This is a genomic window from Mycobacterium lehmannii (assembly GCF_001499925.1).
Taxonomy (GTDB): domain Bacteria; phylum Actinomycetota; class Actinomycetes; order Mycobacteriales; family Mycobacteriaceae; genus Mycobacterium; species Mycobacterium lehmannii.
The window spans coordinates 171,273-194,755 of the sequence record NZ_LQIR01000023.1 but is presented as its reverse complement, the minus strand read 5'-3'; the positions used below and the strand labels follow the sequence as shown (position 1 = coordinate 194,755).

At 67.3% G+C, this 23,483-nt stretch carries 16 protein-coding genes; 12 read left to right on the top strand and 4 right to left on the bottom strand.

Translation table 11 applies throughout. The annotated features are described in order from the left end of the window. Positions 1–73: 73 nt before the first annotated feature. From AU192_RS13800 to AU192_RS13780, 5 genes are all read left to right on the top strand, one after another. Positions 74–1,264 carry an amidohydrolase family protein gene (locus AU192_RS13800; protein WP_064396980.1) on the top strand — a complete coding sequence of 397 codons (1,191 nt, stop codon included), beginning with the start codon at positions 74–76 and terminating at the stop codon, positions 1,262–1,264. Between the two features lie 46 nt (positions 1,265–1,310). After that, entirely contained in the window at positions 1,311–2,783 is a 1,473-nt protein-coding gene (locus tag AU192_RS13795) for a FadD3 family acyl-CoA ligase (protein WP_082695015.1), read from the top strand. A gap of 139 nt (positions 2,784–2,922) precedes the next feature. Then, a complete protein-coding gene (locus AU192_RS13790) occupies positions 2,923–3,834 on the top strand; it encodes a hypothetical protein (protein WP_064396978.1) in 912 nt (303 codons plus the stop codon). After that, entirely contained in the window at positions 3,831–4,496 is a 666-nt protein-coding gene (locus AU192_RS13785) for a hypothetical protein (RefSeq protein ID WP_120275628.1), read from the top strand. Before AU192_RS13790 ends, AU192_RS13785 begins: the two co-directional genes overlap by 4 nt. 10 nt (positions 4,497–4,506) lie before the next feature. Beyond that, positions 4,507–5,199 carry an IspD/TarI family cytidylyltransferase gene (locus AU192_RS13780; protein ID WP_064396977.1) on the top strand — a complete coding sequence of 231 codons (693 nt, stop codon included), beginning with the start codon at positions 4,507–4,509 and terminating at the stop codon, positions 5,197–5,199. Here the strand turns inward: AU192_RS13780 and AU192_RS13775 are convergent. Continuing rightward, a complete protein-coding gene (locus tag AU192_RS13775) occupies positions 5,174–5,908 on the bottom strand; it encodes an IspD/TarI family cytidylyltransferase (protein ID WP_242656948.1) in 735 nt (244 codons plus the stop codon). The two genes, AU192_RS13780 and AU192_RS13775, sit on opposite strands and share 26 nt — an antisense overlap. Positions 5,909–5,965: 57 nt before the next feature. On the opposite strand from AU192_RS13775, the gene AU192_RS13770 reads away from it, so the two are divergent. After that, positions 5,966–6,385, top strand: coding sequence for a ChaB family protein (locus AU192_RS13770; RefSeq protein WP_064396975.1), 420 nt, complete (start codon positions 5,966–5,968; stop codon positions 6,383–6,385). A gap of 13 nt (positions 6,386–6,398) precedes the next feature. Here AU192_RS13770 and AU192_RS13765 read toward each other — a convergent pair whose 3' ends face one another. After that, a complete protein-coding gene (locus AU192_RS13765; RefSeq protein WP_064397423.1) occupies positions 6,399–7,685 on the bottom strand; it encodes an MFS transporter in 1,287 nt (428 codons plus the stop codon). 323 nt (positions 7,686–8,008) lie between these two features. On the opposite strand from AU192_RS13765, the gene AU192_RS13760 reads away from it, so the two are divergent. Beyond that, positions 8,009–8,746, top strand: coding sequence for a MerR family transcriptional regulator (locus AU192_RS13760; protein ID WP_064397421.1), 738 nt, complete (start codon positions 8,009–8,011; stop codon positions 8,744–8,746). On the opposite strand, the gene AU192_RS13755 is transcribed toward AU192_RS13760, so the two are convergent. Next, complete coding sequence (locus AU192_RS13755) at positions 8,736–9,944, bottom strand: ABC transporter substrate-binding protein (RefSeq protein ID WP_064396973.1); 1,209 nt, start codon at positions 9,942–9,944, stop codon at positions 8,736–8,738. The genes AU192_RS13760 and AU192_RS13755 overlap by 11 nt on opposite strands. Positions 9,945–10,108: 164 nt before the next feature. On the opposite strand from AU192_RS13755, the gene AU192_RS13750 reads away from it, so the two are divergent. From AU192_RS13750 to AU192_RS13735, 4 genes are all read left to right on the top strand, one after another. Beyond that, the gene (locus AU192_RS13750) at positions 10,109–10,834 is read left to right on the top strand and encodes a DUF1906 domain-containing protein (RefSeq protein WP_235630205.1); all 726 of its coding nucleotides are present in this window, start codon (positions 10,109–10,111) and stop codon (positions 10,832–10,834) included. 523 nt (positions 10,835–11,357) lie between these two features. After that, positions 11,358–20,606 (top strand): type I polyketide synthase, encoded by a 9,249-nt coding sequence (locus AU192_RS13745; protein ID WP_064396970.1) that lies wholly within the window; start codon positions 11,358–11,360, stop codon positions 20,604–20,606. 43 nt (positions 20,607–20,649) lie between these two features. Continuing rightward, on the top strand, positions 20,650–21,042 hold the full coding sequence (gene acpS, locus AU192_RS13740) for a holo-ACP synthase AcpS (protein WP_064396968.1): 393 nt from the start codon (positions 20,650–20,652) through the stop codon (positions 21,040–21,042). A 103-nt stretch (positions 21,043–21,145) separates the two neighbouring features. Beyond that, the gene (locus tag AU192_RS13735; protein ID WP_064396966.1) at positions 21,146–22,492 is read left to right on the top strand and encodes a dipeptidase; all 1,347 of its coding nucleotides are present in this window, start codon (positions 21,146–21,148) and stop codon (positions 22,490–22,492) included. Here the strand turns inward: AU192_RS13735 and bcp are convergent. Next, positions 22,469–22,942, bottom strand: a complete 474-nt coding sequence (gene bcp / locus AU192_RS13730) for a thioredoxin-dependent thiol peroxidase (protein WP_064396964.1) — start codon at positions 22,940–22,942, stop codon at positions 22,469–22,471. The genes AU192_RS13735 and bcp overlap by 24 nt on opposite strands. Positions 22,943–23,052: 110 nt before the next feature. Between bcp and AU192_RS13725 the strand changes: the two genes are divergently transcribed. Beyond that, positions 23,053–23,280: a DUF3618 domain-containing protein gene (locus AU192_RS13725; protein ID WP_064397418.1), complete on the top strand. Its 228-nt coding sequence runs from the start codon at positions 23,053–23,055 to the stop codon at positions 23,278–23,280. Positions 23,281–23,483: the final 203 nt, after the last annotated feature.

Genomic DNA, 23,483 nt, shown 5'->3' with positions numbered 1-23,483 from the left:
GTACGACCGTCAGCACATTGCGAACCGGACACCAATGAGAATAGGATTCTCCCGAGAAGAAAAGGAGTGTTCCATGGGACAACTTTCACACCGGGTCGACATCCCGTTTCCGCTGTTCGATGCGGACAACCATCTCTACGAGCCCCCCGAGGCGATGACCAAGTACCTCCCCAAGGAGTACAAGGACATCGTTCAGTACGTCGAGGTCAACGGCCGCACGAAGATCGCGATCAAGGGCCAGATCAGCAACTACATCCCGAACCCGACCTTCTCGCACGTCGCCAAGCCCGGCGCGTGGGAGGAGTACTTCAAGTTCGGCAACCCGGACGGCAAGAGCAAGCGCGAACTGTTCGGTGAGCCGATGCGCTCGATCCCGGCGTTCTTCGAACCGGCTCCGCGGCTGGAGTTGATGAACGAACTGGGCGTGGACCGCTCGTTGATGTTCCCGACGCTGGCCAGCCTGATCGAGGAGCGGCTGCGCGACGATCCGGTCGCCATCCACGTGATCATCCATTCGCTGAACCAGTGGCTGGACGAGGTGTGGGGCTTCAACTACCAGAACCGCATCTTCGTCACGCCGGTGATCACTCTGCCCATCGTCGAGAAGGCGATCGAGGAACTGGAGTGGGCGGTCGAGCGTGGCGCTCGCGCCATTCTGATCCGTCCGGCGCCGGTCCCCGGTTTCCGCGGCCCGCGGTCGTTCGCGCTGCCCGAGTTCGACCCGTTTTGGGAGCGCGTCGTCCATCACGACATCTTCGTCGGCATGCACTCCTCGGACAGCGGCTACTCGCGCTACACCTCGGAGTGGGACGGTGTCGCGCAGGAGATGCTGCCGTTCCAGACCAATGCGATGTCGATCCTCAACGAGTGGCGCCCGATCCAGGACGCGGTGGCGTCGTGGGTCATCCACGGTGCGCTGTTCCGGCACCCGAAGCTCAAGGTCGGCATCGTCGAGGCCGGTTCGAAGTGGATGTTCCCGCTGCTGGACTCGATGGCCGAGGTGTACAAGAAGGCGCCAGAAGCCTTCCTGGGCAACCCGATCGAGGAGATCAAGAACCGCATCTTCGTCAGCCCGTTCTACGAGGAGGGCATCGACGACCTGATCAACCTGATCGGCGTGGATCAGGTGCTCTACGGCTCGGACTGGCCGCACCCTGAGGGCCTGGCCGAACCGACGCACTACGTCACCGCGCTCGAACACCTTTCGGTCGAGGATCAGGCGAAGATCATGGGCGGCAACCTGGGTCGCCTCGTCACCGTGTGACGTACCGAAACGCCGCGCTACGACGATCAAGGGTGTCCCGCGCCCGATGAGGAGTAGCGCCGTCACCTGGGAGACCATCCCCGAGATGGTCTTAAGCGCAGCGGACCGTTTCGGCGACGCGGAAGCGGTCGTCGACGGTCCGTTGCGCTTGTCCTTCAGCGAGCTGATCGGGCGGATACGTTGCGCGGCAGGCGCGTTCGCCGACTTCGGGATTGCCAAAGGCGATCGGCTGGCGATCTGGGCACCGAACTCCGCCGACTGGATAGTCGCCGCGTTCGGTCTGCTGGTCGCCGGTGGTGTGCTCGTTCCGGTCAACACCCGGTTCAAACCGGAGGAGGCCGCCGACGTCATCGGCCGCAGCGGTGCGAAGGCCGTGCTGGTACAGAAGGACTTCCTCGGCCTGGACTACTCGGTGAGCACTGACGTGCCGGTGATCGACCTCGGTTCGGGGTTCCTGTCCGACGGCGCTCCGTTCGACGATCGCGTCGGCGACCTGAGGGGTACCGACATCGCCGACGTCATCTTCACCTCGGGCACCACGGGTCGGCCCAAGGGCGCGATGATGAATCACCTCCAGACGCTGCGTGCATACGAGGAGTGGGCGACGCTCGCCGACCTCCGCGAGGGTGATCGCTATCTGATGATCAACCCGTACTTCCACACGTTCGGGCTCAAGGCCGGACTCATCGCCTCGTTCCTACGGGGCGCCACGATGCTTCCGGTGGCGGCGTTCGACGTCGATACGGTGGTCGATCTCATCGGGCGCGAGCGCATCACGATGTTGCCCGGCCCGCCCACGCTGTACCACTCGCTGTTGACCGTGGCCGACAAGGACCGGCTCGCCTCCCTGCGGGCGGGCGTGACCGGCGCGGCCGACATCCCGGTGGAGTTGATCCGCCGCATCCGCGACGAGCTGCCGTTCGAAAGCCTGATGACCGGCTACGGCCTCACCGAAGCCGGCAACGTGACGTTGTCGCGGCCGGGGGACACCCCCGAGGATGTCGCGACGACCGCGGGTCTGCCGTGTGAGGACGTCGAGGTTCGCATCGCCGCCGACGGCGAGGTGTTGGTGCGCGGCTACAACGTGATGCAGGGCTATCTCGACGACCCCGCTGCGACCGCCGACGCGATCGACTCCGAAGGGTTCCTGCACACCGGCGATCTCGGCGAGTTCACCGAGTCGGGCCGACTGCGGATCGTCGGGCGCAAGAAGGACATGTTCATCGTCGGCGGATTCAACGCCTATCCCGCCGAGATCGAAGGCTTTCTGCTCGAACACCCCGCGGTGGCTCAGGCAGCCGTCATCGGGGTTCCGGACGACAGGTTGGGCCAGGTGGGCAAGGCGTTCGTCGTGCTCAGCGCGGGTCACGACCGCGTCACGGGGGAGGATCTCATTTCGTGGAGCCGGGAACGAATGGCGGGTTTCAAGGTGCCACGCTCTGTAGAGTTCCTCGACAGCCTGCCGTTGAACGCCACCGGCAAGGTGATGAAGGACCGCCTTCTGGACAATCGCCGCTGAGCATATGCGCAGCGCGTAAATAGCATTTCCGCAGGAAAACGGTGTTTGCCGGGCGGTGCCCGCGCAGGTATCGTCGCGGCGATACTCAAAAATCGATAATGACATTCTCACTAGTGGTGAAGCAGATAAGGAGGGCGCTGTGCCGTCATTCAGGCGCCGCGAGTCGGTGATCGACGCGGACAGCGTCGACAAGCCGCCGCAGGATGACCCTGAGCAGCGGTCGGCGGACTCGGAGGAGGCACTTCGCCTCGCCGAGGAGGCGGAGGCCGAAGCGGCCGAGGCGGAGGCGCTCGCCGCCGCCGCCCGCGCTCGCGCGAAGGCCATCCGGTTGCGCAGGCAGGCTGCTGAAACCAAGGCGCCGGACTCGGAGGCCGACGAGGTTCCCGAGCCGGTCGAGGAGACGGTGCCCGGGGCGAAGACCACCGGAACCGTCGCCAACGACACCGCCCAACCGGAAGCCGGCGAGGCAACCGAAACCGACGAAGCGGCCGACACCGACGCGGCCGACGACTCGGAGCCCGACAAGGCCGAGGCGACGAAGCGGTCCCGTCGCCTGCGGATGCCGCGAATCAGGTGGAAGATCGTCGCCGCGGTGGTAGCTGTCGTCCTGATCCTGGCGTTCGGGGCCGCGAGCGCGTACATGGTGTGGCAGCACCGGCTGGCCCAAGAGGAGCAGCAGCGCACCGCCGAATTCACCGCGGCCGCGCGGCAGAGCGTCGTGACCCTGATGTCGCTGGACTTCAACAGGGCCCAGGAAGACGTGCAGCGCATCATCGACAACTCGACGGGTCAGTTCAGGGATGACTTCGAGGCCCAGGCCGAGGACTTCACCCAGGTCGCCAAGGAGTCGAAGGTGATCACCGAGGTCACCGTCAACACTGCCGCGCTGACGTCGATGACCGACACCAACGCCACCGCGCTGGTGTCGGCCACCTCGAGGGTCACCAACAGCGCAGGTGCCAATCAGGAGCCTCGCTCATGGCGGCTGAAGGTGGATCTGGTGCGCGAGGGTGATCAGATCAAGATGTCGAAAGTCGAGTTCGTACCGTGAGCGCCGAAACCAAACCCGACGAGGCCGACGTGAAGACCACGGCCTCCGACGAACCGGAATCGACAGCCGTCGAACCGGAGTCGACGGTGGCCGAAGAGACGCAAACGTCCGAGGAGACGCAAGCGGACGATGACTCGGGAGCGGCCGAGAAGATCCGGCCGAAACCCCTGAGTGCCGTGCGGAGGCTTCTCGGTGCGATTCTGCTGACGATCCTGCTCGTGGTCTCGGCAGGTGTCGCGGCCTGGCTCTACTTCTTCCAGTTCCGGGCCGACCAGCAGACCGACCCCGACGCCCAAAGGGTCGCCCTGGAAGCGGCGAAGTCGGGCACCGTGGCGCTGTTGTCGTATGCCCCCGACTCGATGGAGCAGGACTTCACGAACGCGAAGTCGCACCTGACGGGGGACTTCCTGAACTACTACACGCAGTTCACCGAGCAGATCGTGACCCCGGCGGTTCAGGAGAAGCAGGTCAAGACCAGCGCTGCTGTGGTGGAGGCCGGCGTGGCCGAGATGCAGCCCGGCACCGCCGTGGTGCTGGTCTTCGTCAATCAGACGACGGTCAGCAAGGAGAACCCGGACGGGGCCTTTGCGGCAAGCGCGGTCAAGGTCGGCTTGACGAAGTCCGACGGCCGCTGGCTGATCAACAAGTTCGACCCCGTGTAGCGTCGCCGCCGTGACGGCGCTCCCCGGCCAATCCTTCGCGGCGGTCGTGACGGCGCCTGCCGCCGAAAGCGCTGCGCTCGAACCGGTGGCGGGTCGATCGCCCCTGTCGCGCGTCGTGCGCGACTGTCTGGAAGCGGTCGCGGATCCCGCCAGGGTCGTGGTGGCGGTCGCCGAACAGTTCGCAGACGACGTACGCGCCCTGCTCGCCCGCGACGGATCGGCCGTCGGGCTGGTCGCGGTCGCCGGGACCGCCACACGGGCGCAGTGCCTGGCTGCCGCACTCGAAAAGGCTGTAGCCGAGCCCGTTTTTGCATCACACGTACTCGTCTACAACGGCAACCAGCCTCTGACCCCGGCGCAGCTGCAGGCTCGGGTCATCGAGCACTTGAGGCAGGGAGCTTCCGTCGTGCTGCCTGTCCTGCCGGTCACCGACAGCGTGAAGGTCGTCGACGAGCGCGGTGTCGTCACCGCCTCACTGAATCGGTCGACGCTTCAGACCGTGCAATATCCCCGCGGTTTCGCCGCCGACCACCTCGGCCGGCTGATCGCCGAATCGGTCGGGGAGTTCGACGAGGCCCTCGAGGCGATCCGATCGGCGGTGCCGGTTGCCACGGTGGACGGTGACGCCGAGGCCGTTTCGGTAGACCTCCCGCACGACGGTCCGCTCCTCGAGGCCATCATCGCGAGCCGCGGCGCCCGCTGAGTGTCGTCAGCAGACGTTCAGCGGTCGCGATGTCGCCCGCGTACGTCACCTTGATGTTGTGCGGTTCACCCGGAAAGGTCTGCACCGCAACGTCGGTGAACGCCTCGACGCATGACGACGTATCGGTGCCCTCGAAGCGGTGACGTTCCGAGCTGCGGTACGCGGCAAGCAGTTGTGCGGCACGGAAGGCCTGCGGTGTCTGCACCCGAACCAGCGCGGACCCGTCGGCCGGCCGCCGCAGGGCGGTGGTCACCACGTCGCGAAGGGGCAACGCCGGTATCGCACCACCGGATTCGCGGGCGAGCGCGAGCGCGCGGGTGAACATCTCCGCGCCGGCCATCGGGCGCGCGGCGTCGTGGATGAGCACGACGTCGATGCGCCCGGACTCGATGTCGGTTTGCAGATGGCGTAGGACGTTTAGTTCGGAACCGTGCCGGGTGTCGCCGCCCTCGACGAGTTCCACATCCGCGGTGGGCAATTCGCGTGCAATCATGTCCCGCGCCAGCGCCAGCTCGCCCTTCCGGTGCACCAGCACGATGCGGTCGACGTCGGGCACCGTCGTCAGGGTTTCCAGCGACCACGCCACCATCGGTCGGCCCGCGACAGGGAGGTAGGCCTTGTTGCCGTCGGCGCCGACCCTGGTGCCCAAGCCCGCCGCGAGCACGACGGCCACGGCGTACGGCGGTGTTTCGGGCTCCTCGACGGTCACCCTCGTATCTTGGCACCGACCGTTTCGGCGCCTCGCGGCCCGGGTACGCCATTTTGCATGCCGAAGACATCCAAGAGCGGCAGCGCCCGGAAGAGCGAACTGCCCAGCACACTGCAGAAGTCGGACGCCAAGGCCCAGCGGACCTTCGCCAAGGCCCATGACGCCGCTGCCGAAGAGTACGGCGAGGGCGAACGCGCGCACCGCGTCGCCTACAGCGCGCTCAAGCACAGCTACGAAAAGGTCGGCGACCACTGGGAGGCGAAGTCCGAGAAGGGTCCGTCCGATGAGCGCGCGCGCAGCGGCGGCCCGAACGCCAAGGGCGACACCGCCGAGGGCGTTGACGCCAATTCCTCCAAGAAGCACCTCATGGAAATCGCGCGGCGCCTTGATATTTCGGGTCGGTCGTCGATGAACAAGGACGAGCTGGTCTCGGCGATCAAGAAGGCCAACCGCCGCGAGACCGCCCGCGGCCGCTGACGGATCGTTCGACTCAGTCGCCTGCGCCGCCGTGTCGGCTGGTGTGGGTGTCCAGCCCCTCCAGCAGCATCCGCTCTTGTTCGACCCTCATCACCCGACGCGCCTTGCCCCGGGTGATGAGAATGCCGACGACCGCGAACGTCCAGATCGCGTACTGCACGGTCCAGGCCAACCGGAACGAGTCGGAGGAGAATCCGCCCGTCGCGTCGAGGATCGCACCCATCGCCTGCATCACCAGCAACGAGGCGATGAACCCGCCCATGTTGACCAGACCGGAAGCGGTGCCCAGCGTGGCGGTCGGGTTAAAGGTGCGCGCGAAGTCGAAGCCGACCATCGAACCGGGTCCGCCGACCGAGATCACGACGATCAGCAACACGAGCAGCCACAGTGGCGCCCTGCCCGGTAACGCCAACACAATGGTCCATATCAACGCGTTGCTGGCGATGATCGCCAGGACCAGACGAGAGCGGCGGTGTGGCCGGCGCCCGGTGAAGATGCCGATCAGCACCCCCGCCGAAATAGCGGCCACTACCGAGACCGTCAGCATCAACCCGGCTACGCCGGCCGAAAGGCCCTGCGCGTTGGTCAGGTAGGGAACGCCCCACATCAGGGCGAACACGGTCACCGAGAATTGGGTGCCCATATGGGTGAAGAACCCGAGCCGCGTGCCCGGTCGCAGCCAGACGGTCTTGACGCTGGCCAGCGTCTCACGCACGGAGACGGTGTGGACCGCCACCGCGTTGCCATGCGGGGTGTTCTTCACCAGCGCAGCGGTCAGCGCCATCGACAGGACGCCGACCGCGGCCACCGATATGTAGGCCGTCGTCCAGCCCCGTGCGTTGAGCACGGCGAAGAACGGAACCGCCGACAACACCTGGCCGAGCTGGCCGCAGATACCGGTCAACTGCGTGACCAGTGGAACCTGGCGGGGGGTGAACCAGTGCGGCACGAGTCGCAGCACCGAGATGAACGTGAACGCGTCGCCGAGACCCACCACCGCGCGCGCCCCGATCGCGGCGGGCAGCGATTCGGTGAACGCGAGCGTGAGTTGGCCGCCGGACATCAGCGCGGCGCCCGTCAGGATCAGCGTCTTGGAGCCGAAGCGGTCCAGCAGTACCCCGGCAGGCACCTGCGCCGCGGCGTAGACGATGACCTGCAGCACGACGAACGTCGAAAGCACGCTCGGGCTGGCGTGGAACCGTTCGGCGGCATCGAGGCCGGACACGCCCAATGTGGTGCGGTCGAGTACGGCGACGATGTACGCAAACAGGCCGGTGACCCAGACGATCCAGGGACGCACACCGAACCCTTTCTCGCCGGCGGTTGATAAGTCTGACTTTTCCATGGTTCCGCACGGCCGTGCAGCAGCGCCAATTACGCGCCGGTGAGTTCGCTCACCGATCTGATCGGACCATGGCGTCGAGTTGGCTAGCAACAGTACTTTTGGGTGAGCTGTGCGATGGGGCTACTAAAATTGACGCTGATAGAAGCGTTGAAATCGGCTCGTGGGGTGACAGAAGTTAGCGGGACGATAGTTTGCTCGCAACCGCCGACGCCATTACAGTGATCGCATGGATCGTCGCGTGGCTCAGCCGGCACGCGCCTGCGCCGGGGTTCGCGACGTTGGCTGAATATCGCCTCGACGAGCTGGCGAAGATCTCCGGCGTCAGCGCCCGCAACATTCGTGCGTATCGCGAGCGTGGATTGCTGGATCCGCCGCGCCGGGTCGGCCGGTCGGCGTTCTACGACGACTACCACCTGTCACAGTTGCGCACCATCAGCCAGCTGCATCGCCGCGGATTCAACTCCGCCCACATCGCCGAGTTCTTCGCCAGCCTGCGTGAGGGTGCAGACCTTGCCGACATCCTCGGCATCCAGCGGGCCGTGCTGGGTTCCCGAATAAAAGCGGAAGCCCAGGGAGCGTCCCTGGCGGCAGAAGCGGATGGGGACGGACTTGCGATCGGCGCGGACAGCGATGAGGTGCGGCGGTTGGTCGAGTACGGCTTGGCGGAGGTCGTCGATGGCGTCGCGGTGTTGACCGATACCGCGGTGCGGCGGGCGGTGGCGCAGTCGGCAGACCCGCTCGTATGCGTCCAGATGCTGTCGCACATCGTCGAGGCCACCGACGGCGCGGTCGACGCGTTGGCGGCTCAGTTCGTCGCAGCCCTCGACGACTTCGTCGCGGCACACTTGGGCGCGGCGCACGTGTCTACCCGGGCAAGCGGTGATGAGCTCGTGCGGATGGTGGGCCAGTACCGGAACGTGTGGACCAGGGTCGTGTCCAGTCGGCTGGACGAGGCTCTGCACCGCCACATGGCAGACGCCGACGGACCCCCTCAGCGAGGGCCGCTCACTCCGTGATCTGCCGCCATCGTTCGACCCACTCGTCGTAGTCGGTGCAGTCGTCGCCGCTGCCGTCGACGCAGTTCTTCTGCGGTGTGGTCCAGTAGTGAATCTTGGCGGCGAAGCTCGCATCGGTGGCGTGGTAGATGTCGCAGAAGTCGCGTTCGGTGGTGAACTCGCAGGCTTTGGCGTTGGCTGGCGCCTCGCCGAAGAACTCGGCGGCCTCGGCGTTGACCTCCGGTGAGGAGATCCAGTTCAACCACTTGTACATGCAGTTCGGGTGCGCGGCCTTCGACGAGATCATCCACGTGTCCGACCAACCCGTGGACCCCTCTATGGGCAGCACCGTGTTGACCGGAACCCTGTTGCGCGCCCCGATCGTGTTCGCGATCACCTGCCAGGTGGTGCCGATGACGGAGGCGCCGGACTCGAACGCCTCCACCTCCTTGAGATAGTCCGACCAGTACACGCCGATGTTCTCGCGCTGCTCTTCGAGCAGTTGCACCGCGGCATCGAGTTGTCGGTCGTCGAGCGAGTATGGGTCTTCGATGCCCAGTTCGGTCCTCTTCTTGGACAGGTACAGCGCCGCGTCGGCGATGTAGATGGGCGAGTCGTACGCGGTGACCTTGCCGCGGTACCTGTCGGCGTCGTCGAAGACCGCCGCCCAGGAGTTCGGCGCGTCCCGCACCACCGCGATGTTGTACATCAGCAGGTTGGCGCCCCACCCGTGCGGGATGCCGTACATCTGACCGTCGACCGAATTCCACGGTTGGTTCTTGAGGAACGGCGAGATCGATTCGTAGTGGGGGACCAGTGTGGTGTTCACGGGAGCCACGTCGCCCGCGTAGATGAGCCGAAGGGTCGCGTCCCCGGAGGCCGACACCCCGTCGTATCGCCCGCTGCGCATCAATCCGACCATCTCATCGGACGTGTTGCCGAGCGTCACCTCGGTCTGGCATCCGGTCTGCTGTTCGAACGGCGTCACCCAATCGGCTTGCGCGTCGTTGGAGCCGTCTTCGGCATATCCGGCCCAGGCGATCAGGTTGAGTCGGCCCTCGCCCTCGCCGACCGAGCTGAGCGGTTCGATGTTCGGTGGCTCCTGCCCGGCGAGGGACCGTTGCCCGGGTGAGCATCCGGACGTCAGCGCGAACACCAGAACCGCACAGGAGATAACGATCGAGCCGGTTCGCGCGGCGGTGGGCGGCCTGCGCGCCATGGGTGTCACTCCTCGGTTGGTCGGCGGATCGTCGAACCGTGCTACCCGATGATTTCGCGTTTCGGCTTAGCTCGGCAACGCCGCGCCGAGAGAGCGAAGGTTGGAGCAGATGTTGCCAGTGACATTGGCGTGATTGCTGTGACGGCTGTCGTATTCTGTGGCACGTGTCAGCATCGTGGCCGATATCGCGGCGGACCGTCCTCAAGGGCGCGGTGGCTGCGCCTGCGGCGCTCGTCGTCGGCGCCGGTGTGCACACCGCACCCGCGTCAGCGGCGCCGCTCGGGATTCTTCTCGACTACGCCGCGGGCGTGCTCAAGGCCAGCGACATCCGGTCGGCGGGCGCCTTGGGGGCGATTCGCTACGTCTCCGACCGACGACCCGGCGGCGCATGGATGTTGGGAAAGCCGATCCAACTGGCCGAGGCGCGCGACCTGTACCAGGCCGGGTTGAAAATCGCGTCCTGCTATCAGTACGGCAAGAAGGACACTGCCGACTGGCTCGGCGGCCAGAACGCCGGGGTGGCCCACGCGAAACGCGGCTGGGAGCTGCACGTCGCCGCCGGCGGTCCTCAGGGCGCGCCGATCTATGCATCGATCGACGACAATCCGACCTTCGAGCAGTACAAACAGCAGGTGGCCCCGTACCTGCGCGGCTGGGAAGCGGTGCTGGGCAAGCAGCGCGTCGGTGTCTATGCCAACTCGAAGACGATCGAGTGGGCGCTACAGGACGGCATCGGAACGTACTTCTGGCAGCACAACTGGGGATCGCCGGGGAAGGTCGCACACGCGGCCGCCCATCTGCATCAGGTCGAGATCGACAGCCGATCGATCGCGGGGGTCGGCGTGGACATCAACCACATCCTCAAGCCCCAATTTGGGCAGTGGGACTAAACCTTACCGATCAGTAAGTACGTTCAGCAAACTTTTCTCGGTGGCCGACGGCTCCGAGAAGACAGATCGGACCCGTCTGTCTCGTCCGAAGCTCCGCGACGCTGCTGGTGAGACGCGTCGAAAATTTCTTTATAACGATTTGATAACGAAACCGCCGTGATCAGGGCACTTCTGCCTACTCAACCGTAACCACCTTCATGCAGGACGTTTGTCCCGAATGTGTTCGGCCGGCGTCGAACTGCACGTTATCCAACCGCTGGTTACCCGAGCGTAGAACCCGTCAGTAACCATTTCGGGCGCGAAATCAAGCGTGCTTCTTATGACACTCTTAGTACGGCTGGAGTGCACGGAAGGCGGTTCGGCGAGGTCACGACAAAACCTCGGAAGGCCTCGGAACCGCCCGACCGGACCAGCGGATTCGACGCCGAATCGCGTGGCGCCGCGGCAGGAAGCCGGGAGCCATCGGAGCTTCTGAGACGACAGCCGACGACGAGCAGACGCGGGACAGAGGAGATAACGAGACGTGACGATCAACGAGCAGCACCGGGTGACCACCGACCGCACTGCGGGAGCGGCCCATGCCGGTAATCAGGCCCTCGTCGATCGGCTGAACTCCGGCGAGCCCTACGCCGTTGCCTTCGGCGGCCAGGGCGGATCGTGGCTGGAGAACCTCGAGGAGTTGGTCAGCTCGGCCGGCATCGAGTCGGAGCTCAGCGAGGTGGTCGGTGAGGCCGCACTTCTGCTCGAGCCCGTCGCACGCGAACTGGTCGTGGTTCGCCCAATCGGTTTCGAGCCGTTGCAGTGGGTGCGCGCGCTGGCCGCCGACGAGCCCCTGCCCGCGACGAAGCAACTCATCACCGCGGCCATCTCCGGACCCGGCATCCTGCTCGCGCAGATGGCCGCGATCCGCGCCGCCGTCCGCCAGGGCCTGGATCTGTACGACGCCCCGCCGGTCGCGATGGCCGGGCACTCGCAGGGGATTATGGCCTGCGAGTCCCTGCGGTCGCGCGGCACCAAAGACGCCGAACTCCTGGCGCTGCTGCAGCTGATCGGCGCGGCCGGGTCGCTGGTGTCCCGTCGGCGCGGCATGGTGGGCCGCGGCGACAAGTCGCCGATGGTGTCGGTGACCAACGTCGATCCCGACCGCATCGCCGAACTGCTCGAAGAGTTCTCCCAGGATGTGCGCACGGTGCTGCCGCCGGTGCTGTCGATCCGCAACGGCAGGCGTTCGGTGGTCATCACCGGCACCCCCGAGCAGCTTGGGCGCTTCGAGCTCTACTGCTCCAAGATCACTGAGAAGGAAGAAGCCGAGCGAAAGAACAAGGTTCGCGGTGGCGCCGTGTTCAGCCCGGTCTTCCACGCCGTGCAGGTCGAGGTCGGCTTCCACACGCCGCGGCTGGCAGACGGTGTCGAGGTGGTCGACGGGTGGGCCGCCAAGTGCGGCATCGACCCCGATCTCGCCCACGAAATGACCGAGGCGATCTTCGTGCGCCCGATCGACTGGGTCGCCGAGGTGGAGCGGCTGCACGAGGCGGGCGCGAAGTGGATCGTCGACCTCGGCCCCAGCGACACCGTGACCCGGCTGACCGCCCCGATCATCCGCGGGCTGGGCGTGGGCATCGTGCCGGCCGCCACCCGGGTGGGACAGCGCAACCTGTTCACGGTCGGCGCCGAACCCGAGGTTCCGCCGGCGTGGTCGAGCTATGCGCCGACCACCGTGCAGCTGCCCGACGGTTCGGTGAAACTGTCGACGAAGTTCACCCGCCTCACCGGTCGCTCGCCGATCCTGCTCGCGGGCATGACCCCCACGACCGTCGACGCCAAGATCGTCGCGGCTGCGGCCAATGCCGGGCACTGGGCCGAGCTCGCCGGCGGCGGGCAGGTCACCGAGGAGATCTTCACCGACCGCATCGCCGAGCTGACCACGCTGCTCGAGCCCGGCCGCGCCGTGCAGTTCAACTCGCTGTTCCTCGATCCCTACCTGTGGAAACTGCAGCTGGGGGGCAAGCGGCTGGTGCAGCGGGCCCGTCAGTCGGGCGCGCCCATCGACGGTGTCGTCGTCTCCGCGGGCATCCCCGAGCTCGAGGAGGCCGTCGAGCTGATCGACGAACTGAACACCGTCGGCATCAAGCACGTGGTGTTCAAACCCGGCACGGTCGACCAGATCAAGTCGGTCATCAAGATCGCCGCCGAGGTGCCCAGCAAGGACGTGATCGTCCACATCGAGGGTGGCCGCGCCGGTGGGCACCACTCGTGGGAGGACCTCGACGACCTGCTCCTGAGCACCTACGGCGAGCTGCGCAAGCTGTCGAACATCACCGTCTGCGTCGGTGGCGGCATCGGCACCCCCGAGCGCGCGGCCGAGTACCTGTCCGGACGCTGGGCCACCGAGTACGGCTTCCCGGCCATGCCGGTCGACGGCATCCTCGTCGGGACCGCGGCGATGGCGACGCTGGAGGCCACCACGTCTCCTGCCGTCAAGCAGATGCTGGTCGAGACCACCGGAACCGACCACTGGATCAGCGCCGGAAAAGCCCAGGGCGGCATGGCATCCAGCCGCAGCCAGCTCGGTGCGGACATCCACGAGATCGACAACGCCGCATCGCGGTGCGGCCGGCTGCTCGACGAGGTCGCCGGTGACGCCGAGGCCGTGGCCGAGCGGCGCGACGAGATCATCGCGGCGATGGCCACCACCTGCAAGCCGTACTTCGGCGACATCGGGGAGATGACGTACCTGCAGTGGCTGCAGCGCTACGTCGAGTTGGCCATCGGTGACGACGACAGCACCGCCGACACCAAACTGGCCGACAGCCCGTGGCTGGCCGACACCTGGCGCGAGCGGTTCGCCGACATGTTGCACCGTGCCGAAGCCCGACTGCACCCGCAGGACTCCGGCCCCATCCCGACGCTGTTCAATGACGCTGCGCTGCTGGACGATCCGGCCCGCGCCATGGCGACCCTGGCGGGGCGCTACCCGGAGGCCGAGACGCTGCGCCTGCACCCCGCCGATGTGCCGTGGTTCGTCACGCTGTGCAAGAAGCCGGGTAAGCCGGTCAACTTCGTCCCGGTGATCGACAAGGACGTGCGTCGGTGGTGGCGCAGCGACTCCCTGTGGCAGGCCCACGACGCCCGCTACACCGCCGACCAGGTGTGCATCATCCCCGGTACCCAGGCCGTCGCGGGGATCACCCGCGTCGACGAGCCGGTCGGTGAGCTGCTCGACCGCTTCGAGCAGGCCGCCATCGACGAGGCGGTGGCGGTCAACGGCCAACCCGTGAAGGTGGTGTCGCGCCGGCAGGCGCGCGCCGACGTCACGGGTCCGCTTGCCGTGGTGCTGGATTCGCCCGATGTGTTGTGGGCCGGCCGCGTCGCGATCAACCCCGTCCATCGGATCGGTGCTCCCGACGAATGGCAGGCCAACGAAAACCGCAACGCGACGCATCCGTCCACCGGTGCCCGCCTCGAGCTCAACGGTGAGCGTGTGACGCTGAGCGTCCCGCTGTCCGACATCTGGATCGACATCCCGTTCACGCTGCCCTCGTGCACCGTCAACGGCGGCATGCCCGTGGTCACCGTCGAAGACGCCTCGGCCGCAATGCGTTCCGTGCTCGCCATCGCCGCCGGTGTGGACGGGCCCGACACCCTGCCGCCGGTGCACGACAACACCGCGACGGTGACCGCGGACTGGGACCCCGAACGGGTCGCCGACCACACCGGGGTCACCGCCGCGTTCGGCGCGCCGCTGGCGCCCGGCCTGACGCTGGTGCCCGACGCGCTCGTCGGCTACTGCTGGCCCGCCGTGTTCGCGGCGATCGGCTCGGCGATCACCGACGACGGTTTCCCCGTCGTCGAAGGGCTGCTGAGTCTGGTCCACCTCGACCACGCGGCGCACCTGCTGACGCAGATGCCGAAGGAGCGGGCCGAATTGACCGTCACCGCTACGGTTTCAGCGGCCAGCGACACCGAATACGGCCGCGTCGTACCCGTGTCGGTGCAGATCCGTGACGCCGAGGGCACGCTGCTGGCCGAACTCGAGGAACGCTTCGCGATCCGCGGACGCACCGGTGCTGCGGAACTGGGCGACCCGCCGCGCGCGGGCGGTGCGGTCACCGACAACGCGACCGACACCCAGCGTCGCCGCCGCCGTGACGTCACGGTCACCGCACCCACCGACATGAGCGCGTTCGCCGTCGTGTCGGGGGATCACAACCCGATTCACACCGACCGCGCCGCCGCGCTGCTCGCGGGGCTGAAATCGCCCATCGTGCACGGTATGTGGCTGTCGGCCGCGGCGCAGCACGTCGTGGCCGCCACCGACGGCAGGCCCGCGCCGCCGGCTCGGGTGGTCGGCTGGACGTCGCGGTTTCTCGGCATGGTGCTGCCGGGTGACGACATCGAGTTCCGCGTCGACCGCGTCGGAATCGACCGCGGCGCCGAGATTCTCGAGATCAGCGCCAAGGTCGGCGGTGAGCTCGTGATGTCGGCGACGGCGCAGTTGGCCGCGCCGAAGACCGTGTATGCGTTCCCCGGTCAGGGCATCCAGCACAAGGGCATGGGCATGGAGGTGCGGGCCCGGTCCAAGGCGGCCCGCAAGGTGTGGGACACCGCCGACAAGTTCACCCGCGAGACGCTGGGCTTCTCGGTGCTGCACGTGGTGCGCGACAACCCGACCAGCCTGATCGCCAGCGGTGTGCACTACCACCATCCCGACGGTGTGCTGTTCTTGACACAGTTCACTCAGGTTGCCATGGCGACCGTGGCCGCCGCCCAGGTCGCCGAGATGCGCGAGCAGGGCGCGTTCGTCGAGGGCGCGATCGCCTGCGGTCACTCCGTCGGCGAGTACACCGCGCTTGCGTGCGTCAGCGGCGTCTACGAACTCGAGGCGCTGCTCGAGGTGGTGTTCCACCGCGGCAGCAAGATGCACGACATCGTGCCGCGTGACCACCTCGGCCGGTCGAACTACCGGCTCGCCGCGATCCGGCCGTCGCAGATCGACCTCGACGATGCCGACGTCAAGGCTTTCGTCGCCGAGATCTCCGAGCGCACTGGTGAGTTTCTAGAAATCGTGAACTTCAACCTGCGCGGATCGCAGTACGCGATCGCCGGCACGGTGCGCGGCCTCGAGGCTCTGGAGGAGGAGGTCGAGCGGCGCCGCGAGATCAGCGGCGGCAAGCGGTCGTTCATTCTGGTGCCCGGTATCGACGTGCCGTTCCACTCCTCGGTGCTGCGGGTCGGCGTGGCCGACTTCCGCCGCTCCCTGGAGCGGGTGATGCCGCGCGATCAGGATCCGGATCTCATTGTCGGCAAGTACATCCCGAACCTGGTGCCGCGGCCGTTCACGCTGGATCGCGACTTCATCGAGGAGATCCGGGATCTGGTGCCTGCCGAGCCGCTCGATGAGATCCTCGCCGACTACGACACCTGGCGTAACGAGAAGCCGCGCGAGCTGTGCCGCAAGATCGTCATCGAGTTGCTGGCGTGGCAGTTCGCCAGCCCGGTGCGGTGGATCGAGACGCAGGACCTGTTGTTCATCGAGGAAGCCGCGGGCGGTCTGGGGATCGAGCGCTTTGTCGAGATCGGTGTGAAGTCCGCGCCGACGGTCGCCGGTCTGGCCGCCAACACGCTCAAGCTTCCCGAGTATTCGCACAGCACAACCGAAGTGCTGAACTCCGAGCGCGACGCCGCGGTGCTGTTCGCCACCGACACCGACCCCGAGCCCGAACTCGAGGACACACCGGCCCCAGCTCCCGCGGCCGAAGCCGCCGCGCCCGTCGAGACGGCCGCCCCGGCCGCCCCCGCGCTGGCTGCACCCGCCGGTGGGCCCGCGCCGGCGGCACCCGCCGGCGCTCCCCGTCCGGACGACCTGACATTCGACGCCTCCGACGCCACCATGGCGCTGATCGCGCTGTCGGCCAAGATGCGTATCGACCAGATCGAACCGCTGGACTCCATCGAGTCGATCACCGACGGTGCGTCCTCGCGTCGTAACCAGCTGCTGGTCGACCTCGGCTCCGAGCTCAACCTCGGCGCGATCGACGGGGCGGGCGAAGCCGACCTGGCCGCGTTGAAGGGGCAGGTCACCAAGCTGGCCAGGACCTACAAGCCGTTCGGCCCCGTGCTCTCCGACGCGGTCAACGACCAGCTGCGCACCGTCTTCGGGCCGTCCGGTAAGCGCCCGGCCTACATCGGCGAGCGGGTCACCAAGACCTGGGAGCTGGGCCCGGGCTGGATCAAGCACGTCACCGTCGAGGTGGCGCTGGGCACCCGGGAGGGGACCAGCGTGCGCGGCGGTGAGTTGGGTGGCCTGCACGACGGGGCCCTGGCCGACGCCGCCACCGTCGACAAGGTCATCGACAGCGCGGTCGCCTCGGTGGCGGCCCGCCGCGGTGTGGCGGTGTCTCTGCCGTCGGCCGCGGGAAGCAGTGGAGGCGTGGTGGATTCCGCCGCGCTGACCGAGTTCGCCGAACGGGTCACCGGTCCGGATGGCGTGCTCGCCTCGGCGGCGCGGATGATCCTGGGCCAGCTCGGCCTGGACACCCCGGCCCCGGTGCCGGAGGCCACCGACGCCGAACTGATCGATCTGGTCACCGCCGAACTGGGTTCGGACTGGCCGCGACTGGTGGCTCCCGTGTTCGACGGTCGTAAGGCGGTGCTCTTCGACGACCGCTGGGCCAGCGCCCGCGAGGATCTGGCTCGGTTGTGGTTGTACGACGAGGACGATATCGACAGGGACTGGCAGCGGCTCTCGGAACGCTTCGAGGGCGCAGGCCACGTGGTCGGGACGCAGGCCACTTGGTGGCAGGGTAAGGCGCTGGCGGCGGGTCGCAACATTCACGCCTCGCTGTACGGTCGCGCGGCCGCGGGCGCCGAGAATCCGGGCACCGGCCGCTACCACCACGAGGTCGCCGTCGTCACCGGCGCGTCCAAGGGCTCGATCGCGGCGTCGGTGGTCGCGCAGTTGCTCGACGGCGGTGCGACCGTCATCGCGACGACGTCCAAGCTCGACGACGACCGGCTGGCGTTCTATCGGACGCTCTACCGCGACCACGCCCGCTGGAATGCGAAGCTGTGGGTGGTGCCCGCCAACATGGCGTCCTACACCGACATCGACGCGCTGGTTCAGTGGGTCGGCACCGAGCAGACCGAAAGCCTTGGGCCGCAGTCGATCCACATCAAGGACGCCCAGACCCCGACGTTGCTGTTCCCGTTCGCCGCTCCACGGGTGGCGGGCGACCTGTCCGATGCCGGGTCGCGCGCCGAGATGGAGATGAAGGTGCTGTTGTGGGCGGTGCAGCGGCTGATCGCCGGCCTGTCCCACATCGGCGCCGAGCGCGATATCGCCGCACGCCTGCACGTCGTGCTGCCCGGTTCGCCGAACCGCGGCATGTTCGGCGGTGACGGCGCCTACGGCGAGGCGAAGTCCTCGCTCGACGCTCTGGTCTCGCGGTGGAAGGCCGAATCGTCGTGGGCGCAGCGGGTTTCGCTTGCGCATGCGCTGATCGGCTGGACCAAGGGCACGGGTCTGATGGGCCACAACGACGCGATCGTCGGTGCGGTCGAAGAGGCCGGAGTGCGCACGTTCAGCACCGACGAGATGGCGGACATGCTGCTCGGGCTGTGCGACATCGAGGCCAAGGTCGCCGCGGCGCGTGAGCCGCTACAGGCCGACTTCACCGGCGGGCTGGCCGATGTGGACATCGACATGGCCGAGCTGGCCGCCAAGGCCCGCGAAGAGATGGTGTCCGAAAGCCTCACCGAGGACACCGATCCCGAGGGCACCGTGCGCGCCCTGCCGTCGCCGCCACGCGGTTTCAAGTCCGCCCCGGCGCCCGAGTGGGCCGACCTCGACATCGATCCCGCCGACATGGTGGTGATCGTCGGCGGCGCCGAACTCGGGCCGTACGGTTCCTCGCGAACCCGTTTCGAGATGGAGGTCGAGAACGAGTTGTCGGCCGCCGGCGTTCTCGAGCTGGCGTGGACGACCGGGCTGGTCAAGTGGGAGGACGATCCCACGCCGGGCTGGTACGACACCGAAACCGGTGAGCTGGTCGACGAGGGCGAGCTGGTGGAGCGCTACCACGACGCCGTGGTCGAGCGGGTCGGCATCCGCGAGTGGGTCGACGACGGAGCGATCGACCCGGATCACTCCTCACCGCTTCTGGTTTCGGTCTTCCTCGACAAGGACTTCACGTTCGTCGTGTCGTCGGAGTCCGAAGCCCGCGGGTTCCTGAGGTTTGATCCGGAGCACACCGTGATCGCCCCTGTGCCCGGCAGCGGCGACTGGCAGGTGACCCGTAAGGCCGGCACCGAGGTTCGGGTTCCGCGGAAGGTCAAGCTGTCCCGCACGGTGGGCGCGCAGATTCCGACCGGATTCGACCCGATGGTCTACGGCGTCAGCCAGGAGATGATGAACTCCATTGACCGGCTGGCGATCTGGAACCTCGTCACCACTGTCGACGCGTTCCTGTCGGCTGGCTTCAGCCCGAGCGAGCTGATGCGCTGGGTGCATCCGAGCCTGGTGGCCAGCACTCAGGGCACCGGCATGGGCGGCATGACGTCGATGCAGACCATGTATCACGGCAACCTGCTGGGCCGGAACAAGCCGAATGACATCCTGCAGGAGGTGCTACCCAACGTCGTCGCCGGACACGTCGTCCAGAGCTACATCGGCAGTTACGGGGCGATGATCCATCCGGTGGGGGCGTGTGCGACAGCGGCCATCTCCGTCGAGGAGGGCGTCGACAAGATCAAACTGGGCAAGGCCGAGTTCGTGGTCGCGGGCGGGTACGACGATACGACTCTCGAGGCGGTCATCGGCTTCGGCGACATGGCCGCCACCGCGGACACCGAGATGATGCGCGCCAGGGGCATCAGCGACTCGAAGTTCTCCCGCGCCAACGACCGTCGTCGGCTGGGGTTCGTCGAGGGGCAGGGCGGCGGGACCATCCTGCTGGCGCGCGGTGACCTCGCGCTCAAGATGGGGCTGCCCGTGCTCGCGGTGGTGGGCTACGTGTCGTCCTTCGGCGACGGTGTGCACACCTCGATCCCGGCGCCGGGCCTCGGTGCGTTGGCCGCCGGCCGCGGCGGTCGCAAGTCGCAGCTGGCGAACTCGCTGGCCGAGCTCGGCGTCGGACCCGACGACATCGCGGTGGTGTCCAAGCACGACACGTCGACGTTGGCCAACGATCCCAACGAGACCGAGCTGCACGAGCGGCTCGCCGACGCGCTGGGCCGCTCCGACGGCGCACCGCTGTTCGTGGTGTCGCAGAAGAGCCTGACCGGTCACTCGAAGGGCGGCGCCGCAGCGTTCCAGATGATGGGGCTGTGCCAGATCCTGCGCGACGGCGTCATCCCGCCCAACCGCAGCCTGGACTGTGTCGACGACGAGCTCGCCGGCTCCGCGCACATGGTGTGGCTGCGGGAGACCCTGCACTTCGGCGGCTCGTTCCCGCTGAAGGCGGGGCTGATCACCAGCCTGGGCTTCGGCCACGTGTCCGGTCTGATCGCGCTGGTGCATCCGCAGGCGTTCCTGGCCGCGCTGACCCCCGAGCAGCGCGCGGACTACAAGCAGCGTGCGGATGCCCGGGTGCTGGCAGGCCAGCACCGGCTGGCATCGGCGATCGCCGGCGGCAAGTCGCTGTACGAGAAGCCGGCCGACCGCCGGTTCGGCCACGACGCCCCCGAGAAGCGGCAGGAAGCCGACATGCTTCTCGATCCGGCATCGCGGCTCGGCGACGACGACGTGTATGTCCCCGGCGGAAGCGGGCGATGAGCGCTTGCGCGACGAGCGAAGGGTATGAGATAGCGTTCGGCCCATGGCGATAGTCGGGGTGGGGATCGACCTGGTCTCCATTCCCGAGTTCGCCGAACAGGTCGACCAGCCCGGGACGGTGTTCGCCGAGACGTTCACCCCCGGTGAGCGGCGCGACGCCGCCGACAAGAGTTCGTCGGCGGCCCGCCATCTGGCAGCGCGCTGGGCGGCCAAGGAGGCCGTCATCAAGGCGTGGTCGGGGTCGCGGTTCTCCAAGCGGCCGGTGCTGCCCGAAGGTATCCACCGCGACATCGAGGTCATCACCGACATGTGGGGCAGGCCGAAGGTTCGGCTGTCCGGCGCGATTGCCGAGCACCTGAAGGACGTGACGATTCACCTGTCGTTGACCCACGAGGCGGGTACCGCCGCCGCGGTCGCCATCCTCGAAGAGCGCTAGCGTCGAACTTCCGCGAGCGACCGTGTCGGCACGCGACACGCCGCGGAATTGCGGCTCTTCGCGGTCGCTCGCGGTGAATGACTGACCCGCTAGTGTCGTCGCCATGAGCAATCTGGTCCAGCGGGTGCGTGAGGTGTTGCCGGCGGTTCGGCGCGATCTGGAAGATCTGGTGCGCATCGAATCGGTGTGGGCGGACCCGGCGCGGCGCGGCGAGGTGCAACGCAGCGCCGACGCGGTGGCGAAGCTGTTGGGCGACGCCGGTTTCGGTGATGTGCAGATCGTCAGCGAAGGCGGTGCGCCCGCGGTCATCGCGCGCCATCCCGCACCGGCGGGAGCGCCGACGGTGTTGTTGTACGCCCACCACGACGTGCAACCCGAAGGCGATCCAGCGCAGTGGCTTTCGCCGCCGTTCGAACCGACCAAGCGGGACGGACGCCTCTACGGTCGAGGCACCGCCGACGACAAAGCGGGCATCGCAACACATTTGGCGGCCTTCCGCGCACACGGTGGCAATCCGCCTGTCGGCGTCACCGTGTTCGTCGAAGGGGAGGAGGAGTCGGGGTCCCCGTCACTGTCGCGACTGCTGGCCGCGCACCACGACACCCTGGCCTCCGACGTGATCGTCATCGCCGACTCCGACAACTGGAGCACCGACGTGCCCTCACTGACGGTGTCGCTGCGCGGCCTCGTCGACTGCGTCGTCGAGGTGGCCACCCTCGATCACGGCCTTCACTCCGGGCTGTGGGGTGGCGTCGTACCCGACGCGGTCAGCGTGCTGGTGCGGTTGTTGGCCAGCCTGCACGACGACGACGGCAACGTCGCGGTGGCCGGCCTGCACGAAGGTGTGGCCGCCGACGTCGACTTCCCGCCCGAGCGTGTCCGCGAAGAGACCGGCCTGCTGGCGGGCGTGTCCGAAATCGGTTCGGGCTCAGTACCGCAACGGTTGTGGGCCAAACCGGCGATCACCATCATCGGGATCGACACGACGCCGATCGACAAGTCGTCCAACACCTTGATCCCGCGAGCGCGCGCCAAGGTCAGCATGCGCATCGCGCCGGGTGCAGACGTGGAACAGCACATGGAGGCGTTGACCCGCCATCTCGAGCAGCACACCCCGTGGGGTGCCCAGGTGACCGTCACCCGGGGCGACCACGGGCAGCCGTACGCCATCGACGCCAGCGGCCCGGTCTACGACGCTGCCCGAGCGGCCTTCCGGGAGGCGTGGGGCGCCGAGCCCGTCCACACCGGCGTCGGCGGTTCGATCCCGTTCATCGCCGAGTTCGCCGACGCATTCCCGTCGGCGAAGATCTTGGTGACCGGCGTGGAAGACCCTGCGACACAGGCGCACAGCGTCAACGAGAGCCTGCACCTCGGGGTGCTGGAACGCGCCGCGGTGTCCGAGGCCCTGCTGCTGGCGAACCTGGGCTCAAACGGACAGGTCGCGTCGTAGCTTGGCGACGTGCCCGGTGGCCCGCACGTTGTACTGGGCGACCTCGATCTTGCCCTTCTCGTCGACGACGAACGTCGACCGGATCACGCCCTGAACGGTTTTGCCGTACATCGTCTTTTCGCCGAAAGCGCCCCAGGCGGTGAGCACTTCGCGATCCGGGTCCGACAGCAACGGGAAGGTCAGCTTCTCCTTGTCGCGGAACTTGGCCAGCTTCTCCGGCTTGTCCGGCGAGATGCCGATGACGTCGAGGCCGGCGTCGTTGAGTTCATGCAGGTTGTCGCGGAAATCGCAGGCCTGTTTGGTGCAGCCGGGGGTCGAGGCCGCCGGATAGAAGTACACGATGACCTTGCGGCCCTTGAAGTCGGACAACTTGACGGTGTTGCCGTCGGCGTCCGGCAGGCTGAACGCAGGGGCTTTATCGCCGACCTCGAGTCGCGGAGTCTGTGGCATGCGCGGGCATCCCTTCTGTCGACCGGTGCGCTACAGCGAGCGCGGGCTGCTCTAGGGTAGATCGGCAGGCTCCATCTGGGAGCACCGACTTGGACGGCTTGGAGGCGCACGTGGCAGACCGCGATCCCGAGACCATCAAGCAGGACATCGACCAGGCTCGGGAGCAACTCGCGGCGACGGTGGACACCCTCGCCGAGCGTGCCAACCCCAGTCGGTTGCTCGACGACGCCAAGTCGGCGGCAATCCGATTTGTGACGAAACCCGCAGTGGCGGTGTCGCTTGCCGGCGTCGGAGTCGTTGCGCTCGTGCTCGTCGTGCGCCGGATCCGGCAGAACTGAGCGAACGCTCTCAGCGCCGTCGCGGCGTGCGGAACAGGTCGGAGAACGAGAAACCAGGAGGATTGGCGACCCGGCCGAGCCGGTTGCAGCTGTGCACAGCGACCGGAATCTGGGCAGTTACTTCGGCTGACGCGCCCGCGCCCGCTCCGTCTGCCGCAAATGAACCGCTAGGCTGCGCCATCAGCTAAGTCCCTTTTTCCTTC